Source organism: Rhizobium aethiopicum, assembly GCF_014197535.1.
Lineage (GTDB): Bacteria > Pseudomonadota > Alphaproteobacteria > Rhizobiales > Rhizobiaceae > Rhizobium > Rhizobium aethiopicum_A.
The window spans coordinates 1-24,096 of the sequence record NZ_JACIFV010000006.1 but is presented as its reverse complement, the minus strand read 5'-3'; the positions used below and the strand labels follow the sequence as shown (position 1 = coordinate 24,096).

The window sequence follows — 24,096 nt, the reverse complement described above, 5'->3', positions numbered from 1 at the left end:
GGCGCATGGTTCCAAGAACCCTGCGTCAGGGGATTGAAACGCTCATGCTGTTGAGAGACGAAGTCGAAATGCTGCGCCGGGTGCCGATCTTTTCGAGGATTGCACCAGCGAAACTCAAGCTTTTGGCCTTCACCTCCGACCGCATGACCTACAAGGCCGGTCAGGATCTCTTCCACCAGGGCGATGTCGGCGACGCCGCCTATGTCATCCTTTCCGGCAGCGCCGATATCATCGTCTCCTCGCCGGCCGGCGAGATCAAGGTCGCCGACGTCGAGCTCAATTCCATCGTCGGCGAAATCGCCATTCTCTGCGATGTCTCACGCACGGCGACGGTGCGCGCCACCTCGCCGCTCGAAGTATTGCGCATCAGCAAAGAGCATTTTCTGAAACTACTCAGCGATTTCCCGGAAATGGCCGTGGAAATCATGCGTGTGCTCGCCGACCGCCTGAATCACACGACCGCGGAACTGACCGCGGCGCGGGCGGCAAAACAGCCGCAGATGGCGCAGTAAGTTTCGAATCAAGATTTCGGCGGCCATTTCTGCGCGCCATGCACAAGGCGCAAAATTTCCAGTTGTTTGATTTTCTGGCGAACACGATAGATCACGATAAAAGATGTGCGTGAAATTATCAGGTCGCGCGTTCCATTAATGCGTCCGGGCCTGCCGATCTCCGGCTGATCGATGAGCAAATCAGTCTGACGCTCGATCTCATCAAGCTGGCTTATCGCAGCGCCGACATTCTGGTCGGCGATAAACTGAATTGCTTTCTTGCGATCTGATTCAGCTTTCGCACGCCAGAAGAGCTTCACTTGGCTTTGCCCTTAAGCCGCGCCACCAGCTCCGCCCGTTCGCGCGCCATCTCTTCCTTGACGACGTCGTGCGGGATCCAGACCGTGTTCGGATCGTCTGCTTCCCGGATCGCCTCTTCGACCTGCTCGCGGAACCACTTATTGTATTCCGCCGCCTGATGGGTTCGACGCAGAGCTTCGGCCCGATCGGGGCGCGAGGCCGTCTCAGGCGCGTAATCGCCGGCATCGACATCGAACTGCGAAATGCCGACATCCTTGAGATAGGAAACCAGAGTGTCCATTCGCTTGAACAGACGCACCTGCCGGCTGCGTTGGGCGGCGAGCGGGCGCTCGGCCTTGCCGTAGCGGATGATAACGGACCAGCCGCCGGTTTTACCGACAACATGAGCGGCATGCACCGCCCCTGCTTCGACAAGGCGGGAAAGGGTCGAATGATCGATGGTTTCTACGGTCATGGCCTATCCTCGTTCAGATCACGAGGATATGCAATTAATTATAGATTGCACTGCAAACAATAATTATAATTGCACTGATCGGCACGGCGGATCTAGGCAAGGCCACGACTGTCCCGCTTCGCCGGTGGCTGCCCCTCACCCCAGCCTGCCTGGGGTTGAACATTCCAGCCGTGCGAACGACTGGTATTCGCCGAGCATGAAAGCCAGTTCCGTCTGGGTGAGCCCCAACGCCTCACCTGCTCAATCGCCGCAGCTTCCCATCTCAACCAGTGACGGTCGCAACCCATGTGATGCTTATGACATCGTAGAACTTTTATGGAATGGATTATGTATGTTGTCTTTCCGACAACATTTACTACCGAACTGGTTATTAGACTCACCGCGTTGATTGATGTATTGCTAGTATTCTAGAAGTAAGCTGGGGGACGTACTCCACGGGGTAACTTCGGATAGGAGAGTTTTGAGTGGCTAAGGCCGCTCAACTGTGTGGACGCATGCCTTGGCGGGCAAAAATTACCTTAGCACGCCGCAAACTCCGAGCTACCGTCAGCGCCGAGCAAGTCTTCCTGTTGTCCTCAGGGGGTATGCTATGCCGACCAAATTGCTAAAGATCAACGAAAACACCTCGGTTCGTTTCAAGGATCAACTTTCCAATACCATGTTGATCGGATTGAACCAGGACGGGATGGTTTCAGGTTCTGTTCTGACGTCATTGCCATCGCGCAGCACATCATACCTTGACGCTGCAAGTATGACTACGGTGTGCGCGAGCGCTGGGTCATGCTTGCCTGCACCGAATTTCAGTGGCGTTGTGTCGCTCAAGGCGGACGGTCGCGCGCCAGACAAGTCGGCGATTGCCGGCACGGCGACGACGAACCAGGTTCCTAGGGCGCCGCGCGAAATCGCCTTCGTTGACCAAGGCATCAACGACCTGGAAGCCTTCCTTGGCGGTCTGCGACCAGAAGTCGAGGCTATTGTTTTATCCGATAGCGAACCTGCCATTCGCCAGATGGCACATCACCTGTCTGCCTATAACCACCTTGACAGAGTTCATATCGTAGCGCACGGCGCTCCCGGTCAAATCAGGTTCTCGTCTGGGGCGTTCTCAGAGCGCGATGTTGCCGGCTCGACCGAATTATTTGCCAAGATCAGCGCGGCCTTGGGCGAAAATGGCAGCATGCAATTATGGTGCTGCGCCACCGGCAAAAACGATGTCGGTAGGCGTTTCGCCAAATTCCTTCATAGCTGCTTGAACCGCTCCGTTGCTGCAGCGTCGGGCTTCATTGGTGCGGTAGCCCTCGGGGGCTCCTGGTGTCTTGACCTTCAATTCGGGAACGCGGCACCCACACCACCCCTCACTCGTTCTGGTCTAGCCGCCTACCAAGGCGTCTTGTCGAATTTCAGCGCCACAGCCGGCCAGGATAACCAGGTTGGAGGTCCTGGGGCCGACACCTTCAAAATAGGTGCCGGTACGGTGCAATCGAGTGACGTCTTCGATGGCCGCGGCGGTATCGACACTTTGAATGTTACGGCAACAGCTGATTTTTCCGTCCTCCCGGCAGGTAGTCTCCTGTCCATGGAAATTCTTTCCATTTCGAGCAGTGGAACTGCCGTTACTTTCAATGCAAATCAGTTTAGTGCAACGGGCTTGTCGTTGTCGCTCGACTTGCGTGGTTCGACCGGAAATCAGACCGTCATTATTCAAAACGCTTCGAACTTCAGTGCGGCGGCTTGGACATTCGGTGGCAACGGCAGTTCGGCATGGGGCAACAGTGGTAACGACATCATCACAATAAATGGTACGTCGGGCGCGGACACCATCACCGGCAGCTCGAGTACGGACATCATCACCGGCGGCTCGGGGGTGGATACACTGGTGGGCGGCGGCGGGGACGACACATTTGTCATCAACAACGGCGACTTTACAGGTGCGGAATCGATCGATGGCGGAGCTGGCGCCAATATACTTTTGGTGGCAGGCACCAACAATTTCACCACCGGCACGTTGACCAACCTCCGGATCCTGAACGGTTCCTCGGGGAGCGACACTGTCACTCTCACCGGCGCCCAGATGAACGGATTTACGACGGTCAACCTCGGTAGTGGCAGCGACACGGTTAATCTCACTTCGACATCCACCGGTCTGAACGGCCGCAACGACAGCCAGCTTTCCGGCGTCGAGGCCATTTCCGCGGCCGCTGCGTTGGCCGGCGTTGTTATCAACCTGTCAAATCAGGCCGAAGCTTTCAGCATCACCGGCAGCTCGGGTGCGGACACCATCACCGGTGGCTCGAGTGCGGACATCATCACCGGCGGCTCGGGGGTTGATACGCTGGTGGGCGGCGGCGGGGACGACACATTTGTCGTCAACAACGGCGATTTCACTGGTGCGGAATCGATCAATGGCGGAGCTGGCGCCAATATACTTTTTGTGGCAGGCACCAACAACTTCACTACCGGAACTTTGACCAACCTACAGACTCTAAACGGTTCCTCTGGCAGTGACACTGTGACGCTCACCGGCACCGAAATGAACGGATTTACGACCGTCAACCTCGGCAGTGGCAGCGACACGGTCAATCTCACTTCGACATCCACCGGTCTGAACGGTCGCAACGACAGCCAGCTTTCCGGCGCCGAGGCCATTTCCGCCGCCGCTGCGTTGGCTGGCGTTGTTATCAACCTGTCAAGTCAGACCGAAGGCTTCAGCATCACCGGCAGCTCGGGTGCGGACACCATCACCGGTGGCACTGGCAACGACAGCATCAGCGGCGGCGCCGGCAACGACGTTCTGTCGGGCGGCGCCGGTAACGACTTCATCGATGGCGCTGCGGGTGCGTTCTTTGGAGCCGGCGGTCCTGGCAACGACATCATCGATCTTGGCGCGGGCGACGATTCGAGCTGGGCTCTGATTGCGTCTGGCGGAACCATCTCGGTGAGCGGCGGCGACGGCAACGATTCCATGGCCCTGTTCGGGGCCACTGCCGCCAGCGGCACCATCGACGGCGGCGGCGGGCTGGATACCCTACAGGCGCAGCAGTCGGGCGACATCTCGACGCTCTCGATCTCCAACGTCGAGCGGCTGGTGACCTATAACTCCTACGGCAATCCCAGCATCAAGGCGACGGCGGCGCAGTTCGAGGGCTTCGACACCATCGTCAGCTATGTGGGTCAGGAATCGGACACCGTATCGCTGACCCTGGCAGGACCGGGAAGCGTCGACCTGACGGACGAGCTTCTCGGCCGGGCGGTGATCTTTACCGGCAGCAGCGGCGACGACACCGTCATCACATCCAACGGCAACGACACCATTTATGGCCTCGCCGGCAACGACACGTTAGACGGCGGGTCGGGGAACGACACGCTTGTTGGAGCTGGAGGCAATGATTCGCTGTTTGGAAGCGGCGGCAGTGATGTTCTGATCGGCGGAGACGGTAACGACGTTCTCTATGACGAGAACGGTGATGACGTTCTCGACGGCGGCGATGGCGACGATACCATGTCGGACTTCGGCGGCGCCGTGGCATCGCTGTCCGGCGGGGCCGGCAACGACGCGATGTGGACTGGAGCGAACATGACGGGCAACGTCGATGGCGGCAGCGGCCGGGACGTGCTTTTCGTGACGGGCGGCAATCTGACGGGCCTCGCAATATCGAACGTTGAGATCTATACGACGAGCGCTGAGTTTGTGCTTGGCAGCGTGGCGCAGCTTGACGCCTTTGACACCATCACGACCTTTGATAATCCGGCGCACGCGGCCAGCCTGGTCGACATCCGAATATCGGGTGGAGGATCGCTCGACCTGTCGGATGAACTAGGGTTGAGAAGCGCCGTCGTGACTGCAGACGCAACAGCAGGCAACGGCATTACCACCGGCGTGGGCAACGACACGATCACCGGCGGTACCGGCAACGACACGTTAGACGGCGGGTCGGGGAACGACACGCTTGTTGGAGCTGGAGGCAATGATTCGCTGTTTGGAAGCGGCGGCAGTGACGTTCTGATCGGCGGAGACGGTAACGACGTTCTCTATGACGAGAACGGTGATGACGTTCTCGACGGCGGCGATGGCGACGATACGATGTCGGACTTCGGCGGCGCCGTGGCATCGCTGTCCGGCGGGGCCGGCAACGACGCGATGTGGACTGGAGCGAACATGACGGGCAACGTCGATGGCGGCAGCGGCCGGGACGTGCTTTTCGTGACGGGCGGCAATCTGACGGGCCTCGCAATATCGAACGTTGAGATCTATACGACGAGCGCTGAGTTTGTGCTTGGCAGCGTGGCGCAGCTTGACGCCTTTGACACCATCACGACCTTTGATGATCCGGCGCACGCGGCCAGCCTGGTCGACATCCGAATATCGGGTGGAGGATCGCTCGACCTGTCGGATGAACTAGGGTTGAGAAGCGCCGTCGTGACTGCAGACGCAACAGCAGGCAACGGCATTACCACCGGGGTAGGCAACGACACGATCACCGGCGGCGCCGGCAACGACAGCCTCAGCGGCGGTTCCGGCAACGACACCATCAGCGGCGGCGACGGCAATGACGGCATCAGCGGTGGCGCCGGTGACGACGTTCTGTCGGGCGGCGCCGGCGACGACTTCATCGATGGGGCCGCGGGCGCTTTCTTCGGAGGAGGCGGCCCCGGCAACGACATCATCGACCTGGGTGCGGGCAATGACGGCAGCTGGGCGCTCATCGGCGCTGGCGGCACGATCTCGATCAGCGGCGGCGACGGCAATGATTTTATGGCCCTGTTCGGAGCTACCGCCGCCAGCGGCGTCATTGACGGCGGCAGCGGCTTCGACAGTCTGCAGGCGCAGCAGTCGGGCGACATCTCGACGCTCTCGATCTCCAACGTCGAGCGGCTGGTGACCTATAACTCCTATGGCAATCCCAGCATCAAGGCGACGGCGGCGCAGTTCGAAAGCTTCGACACCATCGTCAGCTATGTGGGCCAGGAGGCGGACACCGTATCCCTGACGCTGGCAGGACCCGGAGACGTCGACCTGACGGACGAGCTTCTCGGCCGGGCGGTGAACTTCACCGGCAGCAGCGGCGACGACACCATCACCACGTCCAACGGCAATGACACCATCTATGGCCTCGCCGGCAACGACAGCCTCAATGGCGGGCTGGGCAACGACACTTTCGTCTTTGCCGCCAATCTGGCCGGTAACAGCATGATCGTGGATTTCCAGGAAGGTCCGGGCGCAGGGGATTTGATAAGCATCGCCAATAGCGCTTTCGAAAGCTTCGCCGACATCCTCGAGGCTGGAGAGGACACCGGCACGGACTGGCTTCTCACGATCGACGGCGACACAACACTGCGTCTTGCGGGCGTCAATGAGAGCAATTTGGCTGCTAATGACTTCTTGTTAGTTTAGGAGCGGCCCGCATCGGGATGTGAGGCAAACCAGCGCTAGGACGGCGCGGCATATCCTTCGCTCGTTTACAGAGGTCCGAAGGCGGATCGAGCCCCGTGGCTCGATCCCGATCGGCGGCAGCGTCCGGATTTGGGCCGGGTCTGGAACGCGGACGTGCCGTCATTCCGCCTATTCGCGCTGTTCCAGCGCCTTGCTGAAGGCGAGTGCTGCCAGCGTGCAGATGGCGCCGGAGAGCAGGTAGTAGCCGACGAAGGTCAGGCCGAAGCGGCTGGAGAGGCTGAGGGCCACCAGCGGCGCGAAGCCGGCGCCGATCAGCCAGGCGAGGTCCGAGGTGAAGGCGGCGCCGGTATAGCGATAGCCGCGGCCGAAGCGCGACGAGATCGAACCGGTCGCCTGGCCGAAGGACAGGCCGAGCACGCCGAAGCCGATGATGACGAAGGCGTCGTGGCCGTTACTGCCCGATCCGATCAGAATCGGCCCGATAAAGCTGAAGATGGCGATGATGACGGCGCAGATGGCGAGCTGGGCGCGGCGGCCGATGCGGTCGGCGATCAGCCCTGAGGCGACGATGGCGACGACGCCGACCATGGCGCCGACCACCTGCACCACCATGAAGGCGCCGATCGGCTGATTGCCGTAGAGGCTCATCCAGCCGAGCGGGAAGATGGTGACCAGGTGGAACATCGCGAAACTGGCGAGCGGCACGAAGGCGCCGATCAGGATGTCGCGGCCGTGCACGCGCAGCACCTGGAGAATCGGTGCGGCCTCCAGCTCATGCTGCTCCAGAAGCGTGCCGAATTCCTTGGTCATGACCAGGCGCAGACGCGCAAACAGCGCCACGACGTTGATCGCAAAGGCGACGAAGAAGGGATAGCGCCAGCCCCAGGAGAGGAAATCTTCGCTGGACAGGTTGGCGACGAAATAACCGAAGAGCGTGCTTGCCAGCGCAAAGCCGATCGGCGCGCCGAGCTGCGGGATCATCGCGTACCAGCCGCGGTGATTGGGCGGCGCATTGAGCGCCAGCAGCGAGGCAAGACCGTCCCAGGCGCCGCCGAGCGCAAAGCCCTGGCCGAGACGGAAGAGCGCCAGCAGGGCGATCGACCAGACGCCGATCTCCGCGTAACCCGGCAGGAAGGCGATCGAGGCCGTGGAGCCGCCGAGCAGGAAGAGCGCAATCGTGAGCTTCGTGCCGCGCCCGTACATCCGGTCGATCGTCATGAAGACGACGGACCCGACGGGGCGGGCGAGGAAGGCCAGCGAGAAGATGGCGAAGGAATAGAGCGTCGCCGTCAGCCTGTCCGGTGCGAAGGGAAAGACGAGCTGCGGAAAGACCAGGACCGAGGCGAGGCCATAGACGAAGAAATCGAAGAATTCCGACATGCGGCCGATCACCACGCCGATGGCGATGCTGCCCGGCGAAACCGGCTTGTCGTCGTGAATGCGCCGCGCGTCGCGTTCCAGCGACGACGATGACGGTCCGTAATGCGATGCTGTGGCCATGAAACGCCTCCCTCGTTGAGGCGCTTTCGGCACGGCGCCTCAACCTGATCTTGATCAAACCCGCAGGCTTATCAAGTCCGTAAGATGCAAATAGTTCATCATCGCGGCTTAAATTGAGCCGGGGCCGGAAAAATTGCGTGATCCCGGCAGTGATTTTTCCCCTGCCAAAGCTGGCCTGGCCGGCTCTTGCGGATATATTGAGGGGACATGCGCGCGCAAAAAATCCTTCTTAATTTCATCAGGATTTCAAGGCGGTAGCGCAACACGATTCTGCCGCACTGCGGCATCTTTGCTGCACTGCGACTTTCCGCCTCATGTCGTTCTCGGGTTCAGTGCTTTAGTCGCGGTCAAAACGAAACAACAAGAGCTTAGAGACGTGCAAAAACTCATGAAGTTTTCCCGCCTTCTATCCGTCTTGCCGCTGCTTTTCCTGGCAGGATGCAACATGGTGGTCATGGCGCCCTCCGGCGACATCGCCGTGCAACAGCGCGATCTCATCGTCATCTCGACGGTGCTGATGCTTTTGATCATCGTCCCGGTGATCTTCCTGACGCTGCTCTTCGCCTGGCGCTACCGCCGCTCCAACACGGCCGCCGCTTACGCCCCGGAATGGCATCATTCGACCCGCCTCGAAATCGTCATTTGGGCGGCACCGCTGGCGATCATCATTGCGCTCGGCGCCGTCACCTGGATTTCCACGCATAAGCTCGATCCCTACCGCCCGCTCGACCGGCTCGATGCCGAGCGCGCCATCCCGGCCGATACCAAGCCGCTGACCGTCGAGGTCGTAGCGCTCGACTGGAAATGGCTGTTCTTCTATCCCGAACTCGGCATCGCCACCGTCAACGAGCTCGCCGCCCCCGTCGACATGCCGGTCAATTTCAAGATCACCTCATCCTCGGTGATGAACTCCTTCTACATCCCCGCCCTTGCCGGCCAGATCTACGCCATGCCCGGCATGGAGACGAAGCTGCACGCCGTCATCAACCGGGAGGGCGAATATGAAGGCTTCTCCGCCAATTACAGCGGCGCCGGCTTCTCGCACATGCGCTTCAGGTTCCATGGCCTCACCCGCGAAGGCTTCGACGCCTGGGTGGCCAAGGTCAAGCAGCAGGGCACAATGCTCAACCGCGACGCCTATCTGAAGCTCGAGAAGCCGAGCGAGAAGGAGCCGGTGCGCTATTATGCCGGCGCCGACGCCGATCTCTACAACGCCATCCTCAATATGTGCGCCACGCCGGGCAAGATGTGCATGAACGAGATGATGCATATCGACATGACGGGCGGCGGCGGCAAGGAAAGCGCCGAGAATCGCGAAAAGCTGCAATACGACAACCGCCACGCCGGCGAAGGCGTCGTCGAGCCTGGGGCTACCGTGCCGGCAACGGGCGTCCCGGCGCAGGTCGAGCCGCCCAAGAGCACCGACGGCAACGGCATGCAGCACGACATGCCCGGCATGCAGGGCATGCCCGGAATGGACATGCAGCATGACGGCCATTCCATGCCCGGCACGGGCAACGGCGCCGATCCGGCGCCGGCGCAGCTCAACAATAACAATTAACCTGGCGCTTTGCGTCGCAAGACATAATGAACGGGTTGTTCCATGTTTTCCAATCCTGACCTCCTGAAGTTGATCTTCGGCCGGTTGACCCTCGACGCCATTCCCTACCACGAGCCGATTCTGGTCGTGACCTTCATCGGCGTCGTCATCGGGGGTCTCGGCGTGCTTGGCGCCATCACCTATTTCAAGTTCTGGGGCCCGCTCTGGCACGACTGGATCTGCAGCGTCGATCACAAGAAGATCGGCATCATGTATGTGATCCTGGCCGTCATCATGCTGCTGCGCGGTTTTTCCGACGCGATCCTGATGCGCGTCCAGCAGGCGATCGCCTTCAACGGGTCGGAGGGCTACCTGCCGCCGCACCATTACGACCAGATCTTCACCGCCCACGGCGTCATCATGATCTTCTTCGTGGCGATGCCCTTCGTCACCGGCCTGATGAACTTCGTGGTGCCGCTGCAGATCGGGGCGCGCGACGTCTCCTTCCCCTTCCTCAACAACTTTTCCTTCTGGATGACCACTGCCGGCGCCATCATCATCATGCTGTCGCTGTTCATCGGCGAATTCGCCCAGACCGGCTGGCTCGCTTATCCGCCGCTGTCGGGGGCCGCCTACAGTCCGGGCGTCGGCGTCGACTATTATATCTGGGGCCTGCAGGTGGCCGGTGTCGGAACGACGCTGTCGGGCATCAACCTGATCGCCACCATCGTCAAGATGCGCGCGCCCGGCATGACCTTCATGAAGATGCCGGTCTTCACCTGGACGGCGCTCTGCACCAACGTGCTGATCGTCGCCTCCTTCCCGATCCTGACGGCAACGCTCGCGCTGCTGTCGCTCGACCGCTATGCCGGGACGAACTTCTTTACCAACGACCTCGGCGGCAATCCGATGATGTACATCAACCTCATCTGGATCTGGGGTCACCCGGAGGTCTACATCCTGGTGCTGCCGGCCTTCGGCATCTTCTCGGAAGTCGTCGCCACCTTCTCCGGCAAACGCCTGTTCGGCTATGCCTCGATGGTATACGCCACCTGCGTGATCATGATCCTGTCCTACATCGTCTGGCTGCACCACTTCTTCACGATGGGTTCGGGCGCTTCCGTCAACTCCTTCTTCGGCATCACCACGATGATCATCTCGATCCCCACGGGAGCGAAGATCTTCAACTGGCTCTTCACCATGTATCGCGGCCGCATCCGCTACGAGGTGCCGATGCTGTGGACGGTCGGCTTCATGGTGACCTTCGTCATCGGCGGGATGACCGGCGTCATGCTCGCCGTGCCGCCGGCCGATTTCGTGCTGCACAATTCGCTGTTCCTCATCGCCCACTTCCACAATGTCATCATCGGCGGCGTTCTGTTCGGCATGTTCGCCGGCGTGAACTATTGGTTCCCGAAGGCCTTCGGCTTCAAGCTCGATCCCTTCTGGGGCAAGATCAGCTTCTGGTTCTGGCAGATCGGCTTCTGGTTCGCCTTCATGCCGCTCTATGTGCTCGGCCTGATGGGCGTCACCCGCCGCATGAGCCAGTTCGAGGATCCGTCGCTGCGGATCTGGTTCATCATTGCCGCCTTCGGCGTTGGACTGATCGCGCTCGGCATCGCCGCCTTCCTGATCCAGATCGTCGTCAGCTTCATGAAACGCGAGGAATTGCGCGACGACAGCGGCGATCCCTGGGATGCCCGGACGCTGGAATGGTCGACCTCCTCGCCGCCGCCGGACTACAACTTCGCCTTCACGCCCGTGGTCCACGACCATGACAGCTGGTACGACATGAAAAGGCGTGGCTACGAGCGCCCGCTCGGCGGCTTCAAGCCGATCCACATGCCGAAGAATACCGGCACCGGCGCCATCCTGTCGGCAATCAGCATCGCGCTTGCCTTCGGCCTGATCTGGTACATGTGGTGGCTGGTAATCCTTTCCGCCGTCGCGCTGCTTGCCGTGGCGATCGGCCATACCTTCAACTATAAACGCGACTTCTACATCCCCGCCGGCAAGGTGACCGAAACGGAAGGCAAGCGCACGGCGCTGCTTGCCGAGCAGGTGTAATGACCATGAGCGATCAAACCATCGACACGGCCGAAAAGCCTGAATTCTATCTGACCGAAGACCATCATCCGGAGGGGAGCACCAATCTCGGCTTCTGGCTCTATCTGATGAGCGACTGCCTGATCTTCGCGGTGCTCTTTGCCACGCACGGCGTGCTCGGCCGCAACTATGCCGCCGGCCCGTCGCCGGCCGATCTCTTCGATCTGCCGATCGTCGCCCTCAACACCTCGATGCTGCTCTTCTCCTCGATCACCTATGGCTTCGCCATGCTGCAGATGGAGCGCAACGCCAAGGCGGAAACGCTGTTCTGGCTTGCCGTCACCGGCCTGTTCGGCGCGGCCTTCATCGGGCTCGAACTTTACGAGTTCATCCACCTGATCCACGAGGGCGCCGGGCCGACGCGCAGCGCCTTCCTCTCCTCCTTCTTCACGCTCGTCGGCACCCACGGGCTGCACGTCACCTTCGGCATCATCTGGCTGATCACGCTGATGGTGCAGGTGTCGATGCACGGCCTGGTCGAGGCCAACCGCCGCCGCCTGATGTGCCTTTCGATGTTCTGGCACTTCCTCGACGTCGTCTGGATCGGCGTCTTTTCCTTCGTCTATCTGCTCGGAGTTCTCGGATGAGTTCGCAAGCACCCACCCATGAGGATGCCCACGAGGCGCATCACGGCCACAGCCACGGTCACCAAGCCGGCCACGGGACGTTCAAAAGCTACATGACGGGCTTCGCGCTCTCTGTCGTCCTGACCGCCCTTCCCTTCTGGCTTGTTATGTCCGGCGTCGTCGCCAGCCCGGCGCTGACGGCGGTGCTGGTCATGGGCCTCGGCGCCATCCAGATCGTCGTCCATATGGTCTTCTTCCTGCACATGAACCCCAGGAGCGAAGGCGGCTGGACGATGATGGCGCTGATCTTCACCCTCATCATCGTTGCCATCGCGCTCTCCGGTTCGCTCTGGGTCATGCATCATCTCAACTCCAATATGATGCCGATGAGCCCGGAGATGATGAAGAACATGCCGTAACGGCAAACGAAGGGGCGGCCGCAGCGCCGCCCTGAGATCAATGAGCGAAGCCTCCACGCAAACATCGGAAAGACGGCATTTCCGGGCAAAACGCGCGCTTTTCGCCGTCTGCCTGGCACTGCTTGCCGCCATCCTCTTTGGTCTCGGCACCTGGCAGGTTCAACGCCTGGGCTGGAAGCGCGACCTCATCGCCCGCGTCGACCAGCGCGTGCACACAGCCGCCGTGCCGGCCCCGGCACGCGCGAACTGGGATAAGGTCAATGCCGCAAAAGACGAGTATCGCCGGGTGAGCGTCGAGGGAATGCTGGCAAACGACAAGGAAACGCTGGTCTACGCCTCGACCGTGCTCGGCCCGGGTTATTGGGTGATGACGCCGCTGATGCTCGCTGACGGCACCGCCATCCTCGTCAATCGCGGCTTTGTGCCGACGGACAGGCGCGACCCCGCCTCGCGCCGCGACGGTCAGATATCGGGCCCGATCGAGATCACCGGGCTGCTGCGGATGACCGAGCCGAAGGGATCGCTGCTCCAATCCAACGACGTCGCCGCCGACCGCTGGTATTCGCGCGATGTCGCAGCGATCGCGCAAAAGCGCGGCCTCGGCGCGATCGCGCCCTATTTCATCGATGCCGACGCCGCCGCCAATCCCGGCGGCCTGCCCGTCGGCGGCCTCACCGTCATCCATTTCCCCAACAACCATCTCGTCTATGCGATCACCTGGTACGGGCTGGCGGTCATGGTGCTGGCATTGCTGGTGTTTGTTGTTCGCGGCGAGATCGGAACAAGCCGCCGAGACTAGAGCGGTCGCTTGCTTCATTCGAGCGCACCGGCAAGCAGCAGTTGCACACCGATGGCTTGCGCGCGCCGGATTAATCTCTTGTAAAGCGATCTCCGATACTGCTTGCCTGAACAGAACATTTCAAAGTTGCACATGAGCCGGCCGGATTACATCCCCAGTCTCGATGGTCTGCGCGGTGTCGCCGCGCTTCTGGTCGTGCAGGCGCATATCGGGCTTGTTTTTCCAAATACAGCCTTGCAGTTCATCACTATGGGCAGCGAAGCCGTTGGTCTGTTCTTCGCCCTCAGCGGCTTTCTGATGGCCCATCTCTACGGCTCGCGGCCGGTGACCAGAGAAAATGTCCTGGATTTTCTGGTGAGCCGCTTTGCCCGTATCTATCCGGTCTATCTGGCTGCTGTCCTGCTCGTGGCGATGCTGTCCGGCATGCAAAGTGTAAACTTCGTTCAGCCGATCATCGGCGGCACGGAATTTCTCCGTCACGTCTTTCTTCTGGGCTCGAGCGGCGTTTTCTGGTCAATTCCACCCGAAATTCAGTTCTATCTGTTCTTCCCGATCCTTTGGCTCTGTTTGAGCCGCCCGCAGCGCTATAGCGGTGTGATCGTAGGCTTGGCGGTGCTGGTCGTGGTGGATGGTCTGCTTGAACTGCCGGGGCCAGGCATACTGCTTCTTTCCAAGCTCCCCTATTTTCTGTTCGGCGCCCTTGCCGGAGCGATGCATTCCTGCTGGGACAAGTGGAGGCCATCCGCCTCCACAGGCGCTTTCACGCTGTTCCTTCTGGCGGTGTTCTTCGTTTACAGGCATGTCTTGCCTGGTTTCTCCCCTGAATTCTGGAGCCTGCAAAGCGCGGCCGCAGCAGCCGTCATCGTGGCACTCGTCGCTCGACAGCCTCCCATCGCAGCCCATGTCCTGGCAGCGGCGCCCGTGCGGTTCTTCGGCGCGATCAGCTTTTCGCTCTATCTTTTCCACGTCCCGATCATGTTCCTTGTGCGCCGGGCTTTCGAGGCTCTGATGCCGGAACCGGTGCTCATTCTGGTGGCGCTTGGCGTTGCGGCCGCAGGAGCATGGTTCATTCACGAGACGATAGAAGTTCCGAGCCGACGCCTGCTCGTCGGCTTGTGGCGGCATCATCGGTGGCGCGCAGACTCGCGGGAAACTCCGGCTGAGACGATCGAACAGGCGATCCTCGACCTGCAAGAGACCGAAAAGCGCCTGCTGGGCGGCGAGGGAGCCGCCCGCACGGGCATCCGGGAGAATGGCGACGAGAAGCTTCGCGCCTAGCTAACAAGCGATCCGGCTGATCGCTTCGGCCAACTGCGCCTGCGAGAAGGGCTTGCCTAGGCGGGGCAGATTGGCGGCGCCGGCGCCGTCGGGCAGATCGGCGTAACCCGTGGCGAGAATGATCGGCATCTCTGGCCATTCGCTGCGGATCGCCTCGGCGAGCTGCGCCCCCGTCATCCTCGGCATGGCGTGATCGCAGATGACCAGATCGACCGGCTGCTTGCGCAGAATGTCGAGCGCCTCCGGACCGGCCATCGCCTCGAAAACGGTGTGGCCGAGATCCTCCAGCATCAGCGTCGTATTCATCAGGACCAGGCCGTCGTCATCGACGGCGACGATGCGCAGCCCCTGCTGCGGGTTATCCGGTTTTTGCGGCATGTCGGCCGGTGCTTCGGCAGTCTGTTCGGCAATCACGACCGGAAACCATAGCTCGGCCGCCGTGCCTTCGCCCAGCGTGCTCTTCAGGAGGAGCCGGCCGCCGGACTGGCTTGCGAGACCCTGCACCATGGAAAGACCGAGGCCGGTGCCCTTGCCGACACCCTTAGTGGTGAAGAACGGCGTGACCGCCTGCTCCAGCGTCTTCGTATCCATGCCCTCGCCTTCATCGATCACCGCGATGCGGATGTAGCGGCCGGCCGAGAGCGGCCCCTTGCCTGCGGTTATCGTTTCCTCGGATGCGCGAAGCATGATGCGGCCGCCGGAAGGCATGGCGTCTCGCGCGTTGACGACGAGATTGAGGATCGCCATCTCCAGCTGGTTGGGGTCGGTGAGGATGGTCGGCAGCCTGACCGGGAAGGAGGTCTCGATCGTGGTGAGGGGGCCGAGCGAGCGGCTCAGAATTTCCATCATGCCGCGCACCAGGCCCGAGACGTCGATCGGCTCCATGTGCAGCTCCTGCCGGCGGGAAAAGGCAAGCATGCGCTGCGTCAACGCAGCACCCCGCTGGGCGCCCTGCATGGCATTGTCGACCAGCGACGTCAGCGAGCGGTCCTGCGGCATGCGCTTCTTCAGGAGTTCGAGACTGCCGAGCACCGCCATCAGCAGATTGTTGAAATCATGGGCGATACCGCCGGTCAATTGGCCGATCGCCTCCATCTTCTGCGATTGGAAAAGCTCTTCGCGCGCCTGCTCCAACGCCCGCTGCGTTTCCATCTTTTCGGTGATGTCGCGGGTGATCTTGGCGAAACCTAGTACTTCGCCGTCTTCGTCGCGGATAGCGTCGACGACGACGCTCGCCCAGAAACGGCTGCCATCCTTACGGACACGCCAGCCCTCCCTCTCGAACCGGCCTTCGGCGCGCGCGACCCGGAGTGCCTTCTCCGGCAGGCCGGCCGCGCGATCCTCGGGCGTATAGAAGGTCGAGAAATGCCGGCCGATGATTTCATCAGGCCGATAGCCCTTGATGCGCTCGGCGCCGAAATTCCAGCTGCTGACATTGCCCTCGGGATCGAGCATGTAGATCGCATAGTCCGAAACGCCCTGGACCAGACGGCGAAATTGCTCCTCACTCTGGCGGATCGCGTGTTCGGCGGCCCTGCGCTCGGTCAGATCGCGGGTGATCTTGGCAAAGCCGACCAGTTCGCCGGAGGGGTGGCGGATGGGATCGATGACCACATGCGCCCAGAAGCGGCTGCCGTCCTTGCGCCGGCGCCAGCCCTCCCCCTCGTACCGGCCCTCTTCCACCGCCGTGGCGAGCGCGCGCTCGGGGATACCCGCGGCGCGGTCCTCGTCCACGTAGAAACGGGAAAAATGCTCGCCGAGAATTTCCGAAGGTTTGTAGCCTTTGAAGCGTTGAGCGCCGGTATTCCAGCTGGTGACGATGCCTTCCGGGCTCAGCATATAGATGGCATAGTCGGTGATGGCATCGACCAGAAGACGAAAGCGCCCCTCTTCGTCAAGAGACGTATCATGTCGATCCAGCACTTCCATCTGCCCCTCTCGGTTACCAGCGCTCTTAACGCTACACCGGGCAGAAGGTTCCGAAAATATCACACTTTTCACATGGCCCTGACCTGTGGATGGAACCGCTCACCGATGTGCTCGGCAGCGGCATAGGCCTGCGAGACGATCTCCGGCACGAGATCGATGTCCGGCAGGCTGCCGAGCCCAAGCGGGCCGACGGCAAAAAGCCCGGCAACCGTCGAACCGTCCTCCAGGAAAGGCTCGCCGCGCGCATTGACCGCCAACCCGAGCGAAAGTTCGTCCGGCATGGCGAGACCGGCGGAAAACAGGCTCTGCATCAGCGGCGCTGACAGATCCGGCGCCTGGCAGCGGCAATCGATAATGCGCTCGGCATGGATAACCTCTTCGACAGAGGAGCCGGCCGGCGTGAAGAACAGGCCGCTCAGGCCCCGGCGGCCGGCACGACCGCGCCGCAGCACCGTGCGGCCTTCGGCAAGCTCGCGTTTCAGGCGCAGGTGCATGGCCTCCGGCAGACGATTGCGGTGACTGTCGTAGATCGCCCGCAGATGGCGGTTGAACTGATGTTTGTCACGGGCCGGCAGCGATCTCCAAAGGGAGCGGGCATGTTTCCTCAGCCCGTTCATCACCGATTGCCAGCTTCGCCCCTCTTCTTCCGCCTCGCGGCAGGCCTGGCGGATAAAGCGCACGATCTCGGGCAGGTTTTCAGGCAGCGCCTCGGCCGGAAACACCGGGTCGGCGGAATTCGGCGTATGGCTCTGGGGCAGGAAACCGCGCCGGGAAATGATCGTCACCTGGCCGGCATAGCCGGAATCGCGCAGCTGCAGCAACTGATCGACGACGCGAATACCGCTGCCGAGCAACACGGCATGCGGCCGCGCGACGAGGCGCTGGGCCCTGACCGGCGACGCGCCCGGCTCCTCGGCATCCGGATCGCCCAGGCCGTACCCGGTGGCGAGAACCACCGTATCGAACAGCGGATTGGCCGGATTGGCGCTTTCGAGCAGGAAGCGGTTGCCATGGCTCAGGCGGATCGCCACCACGGGATCGTTGCAGACCTGAACGGTGATGTCCCGGCGCGCGGCGAGCGCTTCCGAAAAGCGCTGGTAGACGTAATCGCTGAAGATCTCCTTCGGCACGAAGATCTGCCGGAAACCGGGAATGGCGGCCGGTACGGCGGCGCGGAAAGCGGCATTGCTACAGAGCCAGTCGTTGAAATCGTCGCTGTCGCCGACCGAAACCGAGAGATCACGCACGCGGGTATTGAGGATCGTCGAGGCGCGGGCCGAGGCCAGCGCCTGGCCGCCGCTGACCGACGAATTCGGATCGAACAGTTGCAGATGGAAGGGTGCGCGCACCGTCTTCATCAGCGCAATGGCCGTCATCATTCCGGAGAAGCCGCGCCCGACGATCGCTATGCGCGGCACGGCCGAGATCTGCGCTGCCGCCTTGGCTCTTCCGGAAAAAAGTCCCTGAACCGTCATCGCAACTCCTTTGCGCTTCATTCGCAGCCTGGGGTCGATCGAGGTTTCAACGCATAAACAGCGGATCACGCGTTGATGAGGGTCACGCGGCCATTTACGCCGCAACTCGGGTCCAACCGGGGAACCCGCCAAGAAAACGAGGGGCTAATCCCCTCGGCGATAGTCTATCAAACTGGTCGTGTATGAAAGCGCTAAACGGCACCCCTGGCAAGGGCTTTATTATCTCCTGTCCTAAGCCATTGATCGGATTAAGCTTTTTGTGCGCCGCGCCAGCGGTCGCCTTCAGCCCCCCTCGCCCGGATATTGCTTCGCCTTCAGCAGGCCCGCCAGATGCGCCGTGTTGCGCGCCAGCATGTCGACGGCTTTCGTCACGACCTTCGGCACCTTGTCGAGATCGACGAAATTGGTGGAGCCCATTGCCTCTCCGACCCAATAGGCGACGGCATTTGCCGGAATGGTGAAGCCGACATCGTTCAGCGCCTGATAGAGTTCGGCCGACACGTGGTGGGCACCGTCCTCGTTGCCGACGACGGCGACGGCCGCGACCCTGCCGTAAGACACCATGCGGCCCTGATCGTCCGTCTCGTCGAGGAAGGCGTCCATCCGTTCCAGCGCCCGCTTGCAGACGCTGGAGGGCTGGCCGAGCCAGATCGGCGTCGCCATCAACAGAATATCGGCGGCAAGCACCTTGGCACGAATATCAGGCCAGTCGTCGCCGGCGCCTTCGTCCGAGGTGACGCCCGGCTTGATGTCGAAATCGGCAAGCCGCAGCACTTCGGTCGTAACGCCATATTCAGCCATCGCCTTGTCGATGAGAGCGATCATTCGCTCGGTCGACGACGGATCCTTGGCATCGCTGGTCTTCAGCGTCGCGTTGAGAGCAAGGGCTTTCAGCGGCATCGGTCTCTCCGTAGCGGTTGCCTGACGGGGTTCGCTGCTGCAACCCACCCGCGCGCGGATTGTTCCCGCGGGGACGCTGGGCGAGCCTCACGTAAAAATAACCAGTTGGTGAATTCGTGACTTGAACGCCCAGTTGGAATCGGCAAAAATGACGGTGCTATCAATCCCTTCATGGATTTGCCGTCTTTTCGGGCCAGCGTCCGAGCACCACATCTATTGGAAAAATACCGTGAGCAGCGATGCGTCAACACGCGCGACGAAGCCTTCGGCTTCGATGGCGCTTGCAACTGCGGCAGGCTGGGGCAGAGGCCTCTATACACTGGTGCGCATCACCGTGATGGCCTTCCGCCACCCCTGGCAGGCCGGCTTTGCGATCGGCGCCACCCTGATCGCCTCCACCTTCCAGCTGATGATTCCCCGGCTTCTCGGCCGGGCCGTCGACCACACGCAGATGGCGATGGGCGGCGGCGCGGCCGGCCAGGCGGCGCAGGACGCGCTTCTGACCACGGCGCTGCTCTTGCTCGGCGCCAGCGTGCTGCGCGGCCTCTTCACCATGGTGCAGAACTATTTCAGTGAATCCGTCGGCCACCACATGGGCTACGAGCTGCGTCTGGCCTGCTACGAAAAGATCCAGCGCCTCTCCTTCAGCTTCCATGACACGGTGCATTCCGGCGATCTGATCACCGTCGGCCTGCTCGATCTCGAAGGCGTGCGCATGTATTTTTCGACGGCGCTGGTCCGCATGATCCTGCTGTCGATCCTGATCGGCATCGGCGCCTATATGCTGCTGTCGACCGATGTCGTGCTTGGCCTGCTGGCGCTCTCCTTCGTGCCTTTCGTCGGCTGGCGTTCCTCAGCGACGCAGCTCAGGCTGCGCGCCACCTGGCTCGACCTGCAGGAGCGGCTTTCGGTGCTGACCCGGATCATGGAGGAGAATCTCGGCGGCATTCGCGTCGTGCGCGCCTTTGCCGCCCAGGAGCACGAAATGTCGAAATTCGAGGCGGCCTCGAAAAACGCGCTGGCGCTCGCCCATCAGCGCGTCGGCATTCGTGTCGTCAACACCAGCGCCATGACCTTTTCCTTCTTCGTCGCGATGGGTCTGGTGCTCTGGGTCGGCGGCGGCAAGGTGATGTCGGGCGAGATCACCGTCGGCACGCTCGCCTCGTTCCTGACTTTCATGACCATCCTGCAGATGCCGGTGCGCCAGCTCGGCCTGATGGTCAATGCCTTTGCCCGCGCCTCCACCTGCGGCTCGCGCCTCTTCAACCTGCTCGACCTGGACATCTCGATCAAGGACGCGCCGGATGCCCGGGAGCTTGATGTAACGAAGGGCGTGCTGCGCTTCGAGAATGTCAGTTTCGCCTATCCCGGCTCGGAAAAGCGCACCGTGCTCCACGACGTCTCTTTCGAAGCCAGGCGAGGCCAGACCATCGGCATCGTCGGCCCTCCCGGCAGCGGCAAGTCGACGATCGCCCATCTGATCCCGCGCTTCTACGATGTGACCGGCGGCAAGATTACCATCGACGGACAGGACATCCGCAAGGCGACGCTGCAGTCGCTGCGCCGTTCCGTTGCCGTCGTGCAGCAGGACTCCTTCCTGTTCACGACGACGATCGAGAACAACATCGCTTATGGCGATCCCTGGGCCAAGGAAAGCCGCATCGAACGCGCCAGCGAAAGCGCTCAGCTGCACAATTACGTGCTCGGCCTTCCCACCGGCTACGGCACCGTCGTCGGCGAGCGCGGCGTGTCGCTCTCCGGCGGTCAGCGGCAGCGCCTTTCGATCGCCCGGGCGCTGATGCTGAAGCCGGCAGTGATGGTGTTCGACGATTCAACGGCGGCAATCGACGCGGCCACCGAGCAGCGCATCCGCAGTGCCATGCGCCGCTATGCCGCCGACCGCGTGACCATCATCGTTGCCCACCGCCTGAGTTCGCTGATGCATGCCGACCTGATCCTGTTCGTCGAAGACGGAAGGATCGTCGAGCGCGGCACCCATCAGGCGCTGCTTTCGCTCGGCGGTCGCTACAAGGCGCTCTACGACCTGCAGGTGCGGCCGGGCGACGAGGTGTTGAGCGCGTGATGCTCGGCGCGCGACATTGCCCCTTGTTCCCTCATCCCTGTGCACTCAGGGCTTTGCCCGAGTGATGTCACAGGGATCCAGTGCGCCCAAGTCCTTGGGCGCGGGAGACGCGATTTAAGAGTCATTACCGCGCAGACGCGCGGTGCTGGATTCCTGTGACGAGCACAGGAATGAGGGAGGAAAGGTTATTCCTCCAGAACCACTTCGTTGCGGATTGAGGCTATCCGCAGCCAGCGGCCAGCAAAGCAAAACAAAGGCCTTGGTATTTGGGAGACGATGATGGCCGAGGAACTGGAAACCGAGCGTCCCGACGTTCGCGAGGATGGACGCCGCCCGCCGCGGGCGGTGGTCGGTTCGCATCGCGTCGAGGAGGAAATGTTCGGCAAGGCCTTCGACGGCAACATCATCAAGCGCATCTGGGCTTTCGTTCGCCCCTACCGCACCCAGGTCCTCTGGGCTGTTGTCGCGGTATTGACCTTCACCACGATGCAATTGCTGATTCCGCTGATCATCCGTTACGCCATCGACCACGGCATGTCGCCGGGCGGCAATCATGCGGCGCTGATCCGGGCGATCGCCGCCTTTGCCATCGCCATCCTCATCAACTATGCGGCAAGCTACGCCCAGGAGACGCTGGTCGGCAATGTCGCGGAAGAGGTGCTCTTCGACATCCGCAAGGCGATGTTTTCGCATCTCCAGCGGGTCTCGCTCTCCTTCATGGACAAGACCGAAGTGGGTCGGCTGATGTCGCGCCTGCAGGGCGACGTCAACTCGATGCAGGAATTCCTCGAAACCTCGGTGCTGTCGGTCGGCGACATCGTGCTGCTCTTCGGCATCGTCTTCGTCATGCTCTATCTCGATTTCAAGCTGGGGCTGCTGACGCTTTCGGTGCTGCCGGTGCTCTTCGTCGTCCGGCTGTTCTGGCTGCCGCTCGCCCGCAAGTCCTTCATGGCCGCGCACGAGACCAATTCGGTTGCGGCAGGCGCGCTCGCCGAAGCGATCCACGGCGTGCGCGCCGTCCAGAGCATGGACCGGCAGGGCGTCAACTTCACGCTCTACGATGACAAGGCGCATGCCAATCTTAAGACGCATCTGACGGCGGCGCGTTATGCCCAGGTGATGGTGCCGATCGTCGACAGCCTGACGGGCGTCGCGATGGCGCTCGTCATCGTCGTCGGCGGCGCCCGCGTTCTCAATCAGGCGCTCGACGTCGGCGTGCTCGTCGCCTTCCTGTTTTATATCCAGCGCTTCTTCGATCCGATCCGTTCTCTAACGCTGCAATATTCGGTGATGCAGCGCGCCATGGCGTCGGGTCAACGGCTGACCGAAGTGCTCGACGTGCCTGTTGACATCAAGGACGCGCCCGACGCCAAGACATTGTCGCGCGATATGGACGGTTCGGTCGAATTCAAGGATGTCGTCTTCGGCTACAATCCGAAACATCCGGTGCTGAAACATGTGAGCTTCAAGGTCAATCCCGGCGAGACGGTGGCGCTTGTGGGTCCGACGGGATCGGGCAAATCGAGCTGCATGTCGCTGATCCACCGCTTTTACGACGTGCAGCAGGGCCGGGTGCTGGTCGGCGGCCACGACGTGCGCGACCTGACGCAGGATTCGCTCGGCGCACAGATCGCCATGGTGCTGCAGGAGCCCTTCCTGTTTACCGGCACGGTCTTCGAAAACATCCGCTATCACAAGCTGGAGGCGACGCGCGAGCAGGTGATCGAGGCGGCGAAGGCCGTCGGCGCGCATGATTTCGTCATGCGCCTGCCCGATGGCTATGACAGCATTCTCGGCGAGCGCGGCGGCAATCTCTCGCTCGGCCAGCGCCAGCTTTTGAGCTTTGCCCGCGCCCTTGTGGCGGATGCGAAGATCCTGGTGCTCGACGAGGCGACCGCCAATATCGACAGCTATACCGAGATGCTGATCCAGAAGGCGCTGGTAAAGCTGCTCGAAAACCGCACCGGCCTCGTCATCGCCCATCGCTTGGCGACGATCCGCGAAGCCGACCGCATCATCGTGCTGCAAAACGGCGAAATCATCGAAAGCGGCGACCACCGCCAGCTGATGAAGAACGGCAAGCTCTATTCCAAACTCTATAACCTTAACTACGCCTCGTTCGACGATATTCCCGAGGACGTGCTGGAGGAGACAACGGCGGCGGAATCGGCGACTTGATGGCGCGTATGACTTGAATTAACCACTTGTCGCAAAGTTTGAACGAACAAACGCGTTGCTGCCGCATTTCCCTTTTATCCGGGGCGAATGCCACTGAGGAGAATGTCATGAAGAGAATCATTAGCAGCCTGTTGATCGCGACGGCCCTTGTTGGATCGGCTATCCAGCCTGCTGCCGCGCGTGACCACCATCACCACAACAATACTGGCCGAGTCATCGCCGGCGGCGTTGCCGCAGGTGTGGTGGGCGGCCTGATCGGCGGCGCGATCGCCAACAGCGGCCCTCGCTACTACGTCGATGGCCCTCGCTACGTCGAGCCGGCGCCGAGGTGCTGGTATGAGGACCGCGACGTCCGCAACCGCTATGACGGCTACTACCATACCGAAACCGTGCGGGTCTGCGAATAGCCCCTGAATTGTTGCGGGGGCGTTGGTTTTAATCGTCCCGGTTTGTCTCAGCCGAGGCTGCGTCCCGCAGCCTCGGTTTTTTTGTTCAATATCAGCGACATCCCTCCAAGAGATGAGCCCCATCCGCCTGCCGCGCACTCCTCCCCAACCCCTCCCCACAAGGGCAGGGCTGTCCGGGGAAATTGTCAGGCATAAAAGAAAGCCATTTGGTTTGGCGATGTTTTGGGTTTTGGCCGGCTTGGATTGACGGGAGGCGGC

Annotated in this window: 17 protein-coding genes; 11 read left to right on the top strand and 6 right to left on the bottom strand. The window is 61.5% G+C overall.

What is annotated here, in order from left to right; translation table 11 throughout:
• The first annotated feature begins 44 nt into the window (after positions 1-44).
• Positions 45-512 (top strand): cyclic nucleotide-binding domain-containing protein, encoded by a 468-nt coding sequence (locus GGD53_RS10805; RefSeq protein ID WP_004679746.1) that lies wholly within the window; start codon positions 45-47, stop codon positions 510-512.
• Positions 513-520: 8 nt separating this feature from the next.
• Here the strand turns inward: GGD53_RS10805 and GGD53_RS10800 are convergent, their stop codons facing one another.
• On the bottom strand, positions 521-811 hold the full coding sequence (locus tag GGD53_RS10800) for a type II toxin-antitoxin system mRNA interferase toxin, RelE/StbE family (RefSeq protein WP_184455743.1): 291 nt from the start codon (positions 809-811) through the stop codon (positions 521-523).
• On the bottom strand, positions 808-1,266 hold the full coding sequence (locus GGD53_RS10795) for a hypothetical protein (protein WP_184455741.1): 459 nt from the start codon (positions 1,264-1,266) through the stop codon (positions 808-810). The genes GGD53_RS10800 and GGD53_RS10795 overlap by 4 nt, the downstream gene beginning before the upstream one ends.
• 589 nt (positions 1,267-1,855) lie before the next feature.
• Here GGD53_RS10795 and GGD53_RS10790 point away from each other — a divergent pair.
• Complete coding sequence (locus GGD53_RS10790) at positions 1,856-6,658, top strand: DUF4347 domain-containing protein (RefSeq protein ID WP_184455739.1); 4,803 nt, start codon at positions 1,856-1,858, stop codon at positions 6,656-6,658.
• A 168-nt stretch (positions 6,659-6,826) separates the two neighbouring features.
• Here GGD53_RS10790 and GGD53_RS10785 read toward each other — a convergent pair whose 3' ends face one another.
• Positions 6,827-8,158 carry an MFS transporter gene (locus GGD53_RS10785; protein ID WP_184455737.1) on the bottom strand — a complete coding sequence of 444 codons (1,332 nt, stop codon included), beginning with the start codon at positions 8,156-8,158 and terminating at the stop codon, positions 6,827-6,829.
• A gap of 376 nt (positions 8,159-8,534) precedes the next feature.
• On the opposite strand from GGD53_RS10785, the gene cyoA reads away from it, so the two are divergent.
• From cyoA to GGD53_RS10755, 6 genes are all read left to right on the top strand, one after another.
• Complete coding sequence (cyoA, locus tag GGD53_RS10780) at positions 8,535-9,719, top strand: ubiquinol oxidase subunit II (RefSeq protein ID WP_184455735.1); 1,185 nt, start codon at positions 8,535-8,537, stop codon at positions 9,717-9,719.
• Positions 9,720-9,761: 42 nt separating this feature from the next.
• Positions 9,762-11,765, top strand: coding sequence for a cytochrome o ubiquinol oxidase subunit I (gene cyoB / locus GGD53_RS10775; RefSeq protein WP_184455732.1), 2,004 nt, complete (start codon positions 9,762-9,764; stop codon positions 11,763-11,765).
• Between the two features lie 5 nt (positions 11,766-11,770).
• Complete coding sequence (gene cyoC, locus GGD53_RS10770) at positions 11,771-12,391, top strand: cytochrome o ubiquinol oxidase subunit III (protein ID WP_064812310.1); 621 nt, start codon at positions 11,771-11,773, stop codon at positions 12,389-12,391.
• Positions 12,388-12,789 carry a cytochrome o ubiquinol oxidase subunit IV gene (gene cyoD / locus GGD53_RS10765; protein WP_184455730.1) on the top strand — a complete coding sequence of 134 codons (402 nt, stop codon included), beginning with the start codon at positions 12,388-12,390 and terminating at the stop codon, positions 12,787-12,789. Before cyoC ends, cyoD begins: the two co-directional genes overlap by 4 nt.
• 40 nt (positions 12,790-12,829) lie before the next feature.
• Positions 12,830-13,588, top strand: a complete 759-nt coding sequence (locus GGD53_RS10760) for an SURF1 family protein (protein WP_184455728.1) — start codon at positions 12,830-12,832, stop codon at positions 13,586-13,588.
• A gap of 132 nt (positions 13,589-13,720) precedes the next feature.
• Positions 13,721-14,866 carry an acyltransferase family protein gene (locus GGD53_RS10755; protein WP_184455726.1) on the top strand — a complete coding sequence of 382 codons (1,146 nt, stop codon included), beginning with the start codon at positions 13,721-13,723 and terminating at the stop codon, positions 14,864-14,866.
• Here the strand turns inward: GGD53_RS10755 and GGD53_RS10750 are convergent, their stop codons facing one another.
• From GGD53_RS10750 to GGD53_RS10740, 3 genes are all read right to left on the bottom strand, one after another.
• Positions 14,867-16,795, bottom strand: coding sequence for a hybrid sensor histidine kinase/response regulator (locus GGD53_RS10750; RefSeq protein ID WP_184455723.1), 1,929 nt, complete (start codon positions 16,793-16,795; stop codon positions 14,867-14,869). It lies immediately after the preceding gene.
• A 68-nt stretch (positions 16,796-16,863) separates the two neighbouring features.
• Positions 16,864-18,270, bottom strand: coding sequence for an FAD/NAD(P)-binding protein (locus GGD53_RS10745; RefSeq protein ID WP_184455721.1), 1,407 nt, complete (start codon positions 18,268-18,270; stop codon positions 16,864-16,866).
• 282 nt (positions 18,271-18,552) lie between these two features.
• Positions 18,553-19,170 carry a flavodoxin family protein gene (locus GGD53_RS10740; protein ID WP_184455719.1) on the bottom strand — a complete coding sequence of 206 codons (618 nt, stop codon included), beginning with the start codon at positions 19,168-19,170 and terminating at the stop codon, positions 18,553-18,555.
• A 121-nt stretch (positions 19,171-19,291) separates the two neighbouring features.
• Here GGD53_RS10740 and GGD53_RS10735 point away from each other — a divergent pair, with 121 nt between their 5' ends.
• The 3 genes from GGD53_RS10735 to GGD53_RS10725 all read left to right on the top strand — a co-directional run bounded on the left by GGD53_RS10735 (position 19,292) and on the right by GGD53_RS10725 (position 23,838).
• Positions 19,292-21,253, top strand: a complete 1,962-nt coding sequence (locus tag GGD53_RS10735) for an ABC transporter ATP-binding protein (RefSeq protein ID WP_184455717.1) — start codon at positions 19,292-19,294, stop codon at positions 21,251-21,253.
• Between the two features lie 279 nt (positions 21,254-21,532).
• The gene (locus GGD53_RS10730) at positions 21,533-23,431 is read left to right on the top strand and encodes an ABC transporter ATP-binding protein (protein ID WP_184456143.1); all 1,899 of its coding nucleotides are present in this window, start codon (positions 21,533-21,535) and stop codon (positions 23,429-23,431) included.
• A 107-nt stretch (positions 23,432-23,538) separates the two neighbouring features.
• Positions 23,539-23,838, top strand: a complete 300-nt coding sequence (locus GGD53_RS10725) for a hypothetical protein (protein WP_064812033.1) — start codon at positions 23,539-23,541, stop codon at positions 23,836-23,838.
• The last annotated feature ends 258 nt before the right edge of the window (positions 23,839-24,096 follow it).